We start from the raw sequence: 4842 nt of genomic DNA, 5'->3' as shown, positions 1-4842 counted from the left end.
TTTTAGATAACTATTTATTTTCAAATATAAAAAGTGCATTAGAATATTCTAATGCACTTTTTATATTATTTTGTTCTAACTATTTTTTTTATTAATTCCAAAAGTTCTTCTCTATCTGATTCTAACTGTTTATTTTTCTTATCTTTATATTTCTGAAAGTTAACAACTTTTGATATAGCTTTATCCATACAATCACTTCCTAATTAATCATTATTAACTTACTATATGCTTAATTCTATACAATTGTTGTTTTTCCTTTTATCTTTTAAAGATATTTTGTTAAATAAAGATATTTTGTTAAATTTATTCTAAATTTCACCTTATTAAAATATTTTTAAAATTTATTTTTAATTATTATTAAATCTTTATTTATTAATTTGTTCTTTAACCCATTCAATAGCTACATTTAATTGTTTTTCTTCATCATCTTCTTCAATAGTTGGTTTTATACCCTTACCATTTATATATTCCCCACTAGGAGTAAAATACTGTGCAGTTGTAAGTTTATACCCTGTACCATCTTTTAATTCTCTGACACTTTGAACTAATCCTTTACCAAAAGTAGTTGTTCCTACAGATATACCTGCATTATTATCTATGATTGCTCCAGTAAGTATTTCAGATGCAGATGCACTTCCTTCATTCGTTAGAACAGCTATCGGTAAACCTAACTTTTCTTTATCAGATTTTAAATATTCAGTATTACCTTTATTATCTTTTGTATAAACTATAGTACCTTCTCCTATTAAACTATCTGCAATATCCTTACAAACATTTAATAATCCACCAGGATTATCTCTTAAGTCTATAATCATACCCTTTATATCATTTTCTTTTAATGTAGCTAACGTTTCTTCAAATTCTTTGTTCGTATGTTCAGTAAATGAAGTTATTTTTACATAACCTATATTATTGTCTAATTCTTTTCCATCTACTGTATCAGAAACTATCTCATCTCTTTTTACTTTTAAATCTAAAATTTGTTCCCCTCTTTTTATAGTTAATTCTACTTCTGTACCTTTCTTACCTTTAATCATACTTATAGCTTCATCAGATTTTTCTGCTGACACAACTGTACCATCTACTTTAAGTATTTTATCACCTGCTTTTATTCCACTCTTTTCCGCAGGAGAACCAGCTATAGGTGAAATTATCGTTATAAGATTATCATCTGATGTAGGACTTATGTAAACACCTATTCCAACAAACGATCCACTTGTTTGTTGAGTTAATTTTTCAAACTCATCCTTAGTATAATATTGAGAATATGGATCACCTAATCCCGAAAACATTCCCTTTATAGCACCATCTACTAACTTTTCATCATCTGTTTTTTGATAAAAATCTTCTTTTACTAATTCTTCTAGTGCAATCATTTTATTGTACTTTTTATACTCTTCATACATTGATTTAGAAATTACTACCTTACCACCTAAAGCTATGTTGAATGTAGAAGTGATCATGAAGGTAATCACAACCAACACAATACCATATATTATAGCCCTCTTCTTAGATATCATTAAATTGCATCTCCTTTACCTATTACTCTGTATATTATATGACAAGCCATTCTTTTTATTACTAATATCATTTGTATTGATTTAAATTATGTAACTATACTAAAATTTATATTAAGATAATAATTATTATACATATTATACCATATAATAAAAGGGGTAGATTTTATGAAGAATGATTTTAGAAAACAAGTTATAGAATCTAGAAAAAATAAGGACACTAAATTTATATCTCTTAACTCGCAAATAATAACAGAAAATTTACTATCAATGGACTGTATAAAACATGCCAACACAATTATGCTTTATTTAGATTTTAATAATGAAGTAAAAACGGATCAATTAATCAATAAACTCATCTCTCTTAGAAAGACAGTTGCATCTCCTGTTACAATTAAGAATGAAAGAAAACTTATTCCTTTTGAAATAATAAATTTAAAAGAAGGAATAAAAATAGGCGCTTATGGCATAAGAGAACCAAATCAAGAAATATCCAATGAGATAAATATTGAAAATATTGACGTTCTTATAGTACCTGCCGTGGCTTATGACAAGAATTGTTATAGATTAGGATATGGCGGTGGATACTATGATAGATTTATAGGACGTCTTAGAGATGATGCGATAACTATTGGTATTGCATTCGACTTACAGATATTTGATTCTATTCCTAAAGAAGAACATGACGCCCAATTAAATTATATAATCACCGAAACAAATACCTACATAGGTAAAAAATAAAATATACAACCGATCTGGAATGTATATCTCAGATCGATTGTAATTTATGTAATGCATAGCCTATGTTAAGTCTATTTATTTTTTACTTTCTCTATTATCTTTATCCTTTTCTTCATCATCTTTGCAAGACTTTCTATATCTATCTAAATTTTCATTAACTAGTCTATCTATTTCTTCCATAGTTTTGCCTGTTAAAATTTCAAGGCCTTCTTCTATACTTTTTATTGCATATATATTAAATTTACCGTCTTTAATCGCATCTACTACTTCATCTTTAAGTAATAAATTCTTAACATTTTGTATAGGCATCATAATACCTTGATTACCTGTAAACCCTTTTATCTTACATACATCAAAAAATCCTTCTATCTTTTCATTTATACCACCTATAGGCTGTATTTCTCCCTTTTGACTTACAGAACCTGTTACTCCTATATATTGTTTTATAGGAATATTAGCTATACTTGATATAATTGCATATAATTCTGTACTAGATGCACTATCACCATCTACTCCATTATAATTTTGTTCAAATGTTATTGATGTAGTTATAGAAAGAGGTTTTTCTTTTCCATATCTTGATCCTAAGTATCCACTTAAAATTAACACACCTTTATCATGTATACTTCCACTTTGTTTTATTTCTCTTTCTATATTAATAACACCTTTTCTACCATTATATGTTGAAGCAGTTATTTTTGATGGTTTACCAAAAGAGTACTCTCCAGTTCCCATTACAGCTAGTCCATTTATTTGACCAACTTTTTCTCCATCTATATCAATTAATAGTGTTCCATCTTTAAACATTTCATTTAACTTTTCTTCATACTTATTACTTCTATATTTCTTTTTATCTATTGCGTTTTGTACATCTATTTCAGTTATATATTTTTGATTTTCATCACTAATAGCATCGGCTTCATAAATTATATCAACTATTTTATTAAATCTAGCTGTAAGCTTATCTTTATCATCACTCATTCTAGTACTATACTCTATTAACTTTTCTACAGCATTTTTATTAAAATGTTTTAAATTTGCTTCTTTACACTTGTTAGCTATTAATTGAATAGTTTTATATATATTTTCTTCACTTTTATCTATTTCTATATCAAAATCTGCCATTACTTTAAATAAACTTCTGAAATCTTCTTCATGAGCATAAAGAATACTATATAAATAGTTATCTCCAATTAATATAACTTTAATATCTAATTCTATAGGCTCTGGTTTTAAAGTCGATGTAACTAAATAACCATATTGTTTATTTAGAGATTCGATAGATATAGTTCCCGTTTTTAAAGTTCTCTTTAAGCAATCCCATGAGAATGGATTTGTTAATAAATCTTTTGCATTTAATATTAAATATCCTCCATTTGCTTTGTGTAAAGCTCCCGGTTTTATTTCCATAAAACTTGTTGTCAAAGCACCTATTTCATTTTTATATTCTATACACCCTGTAAGATTATAGTAAGTAGGATTACTTTCTGTTATTATTTTGCACTTGTCGCACTCACTATTATCTATAAATAAATTAACTTTATATTTATTGAAGAATTTATCTTGATTTTTACAAGGCATAATTCCAAACATAGCCATTGGATTTTGTTTATTGTCATCTTCTTGTGCTTTAAATTTATCTATATTCGTTACTATATCTTTTCCTAAATCTTCTACATATTTCTTTATTTTTTCACTATTACCGTATTTATTAATTAAATATTGTTCATAAAAACTTACTAAACTATTTCCTACACTTTTATCTAAGTCCTTAATTTTATTTTTGTATGATTCTTCATACATCTTTATTTTGTCTATGTATTCTTTACTGTCCTGATTTAATTTAAGACCTTCTTCTCTTATTTTCTGAACTTCAATTGCTGTAAGAGTTCCAAGTTCACTATCTTGCATAAGCTCTCCATTTTCTTTAATAGGTATGCTCATTAATCCTCTGTCAGTTACTTGAAATCTAAATCCTCTTGGTTTTGCAAACTCATTTAATTCTGTTATAACATTTTCAATATTAGTTTCCAGTTCACTCATTAGCAATCTGCTATGATATTCATATTCCTTTGAGTTAAATATCTTAGGCACTTCACTTTTTAATTTTTCTATAATATCCTCTATATCTTTCTTAAATATTTTACCTTCTCCACATTTAAAAGATAGTGCTATTGGCTCATTAGAATTCTTAAAGTTATTTACATATACCCAGTCTTTTAAATTATTATTATTTTTAAAATTCTTTTGAATTAAATTATGAGTATAACTAGTTCTTCCTATTCCACTAGCCCCAGCTACATAGATGTTATATCCCTTTTGTTTCATTTTAAGTCCAAATTCTATAGCTTGAACTGCACGATTCTGACCAATTATTTCTCTTATAGGTGTAATTTCTTCTGTTGTTTTAAAATCTATCTTATCTAATACACTCTTACATTTTAAATCTTCGATGTTAACCTTATATTTATCTACATTTAACATTCATTCACCTCTAGATATCATTTTAATTTATATTTTTCCCTACTTTTTGTAAATAATGATTAAATATGAATATTTATTTATAAATAAAAAGCATATTAAG

Annotated in this window: 4 protein-coding genes; 1 reads left to right on the top strand and 3 read right to left on the bottom strand. The window is 26.4% G+C overall.

The features are described 5' to 3' along the window. Nucleotides 1–65: 65 nt before the first annotated feature. Entirely contained in the window at nt 66–188 is a 123-nt protein-coding gene (locus tag G3997_RS00450) for a hypothetical protein (RefSeq protein WP_296646369.1), read from the bottom strand. A gap of 177 nt (nt 189–365) precedes the next feature. Next, a complete protein-coding gene (locus G3997_RS00445; RefSeq protein ID WP_296646366.1) occupies nt 366–1520 on the bottom strand; it encodes a S41 family peptidase in 1155 nt (384 codons plus the stop codon). A gap of 165 nt (nt 1521–1685) precedes the next feature. On the opposite strand from G3997_RS00445, the gene G3997_RS00440 reads away from it, so the two are divergent. Beyond that, a complete protein-coding gene (locus G3997_RS00440) occupies nt 1686–2258 on the top strand; it encodes a 5-formyltetrahydrofolate cyclo-ligase (RefSeq protein ID WP_296646363.1) in 573 nt (190 codons plus the stop codon). Nucleotides 2259–2333: 75 nt separating this feature from the next. Here G3997_RS00440 and G3997_RS00435 read toward each other — a convergent pair whose 3' ends face one another. Then, complete coding sequence (locus tag G3997_RS00435) at nt 2334–4742, bottom strand: Lon protease family protein (protein WP_296646360.1); 2409 nt, start codon at nt 4740–4742, stop codon at nt 2334–2336. Nucleotides 4743–4842 lie beyond the last annotated feature (100 nt).

Origin of the sequence: Romboutsia sp. 13368, assembly GCF_018336475.1 — a bacterium.
In the GTDB taxonomy this organism is placed as follows: Bacteria; Bacillota; Clostridia; order Peptostreptococcales; family Peptostreptococcaceae; genus Romboutsia.
The sequence above is the reverse complement of the archived record's forward strand: the minus strand, read 5'-3'. Positions and strand labels throughout refer to the sequence as shown.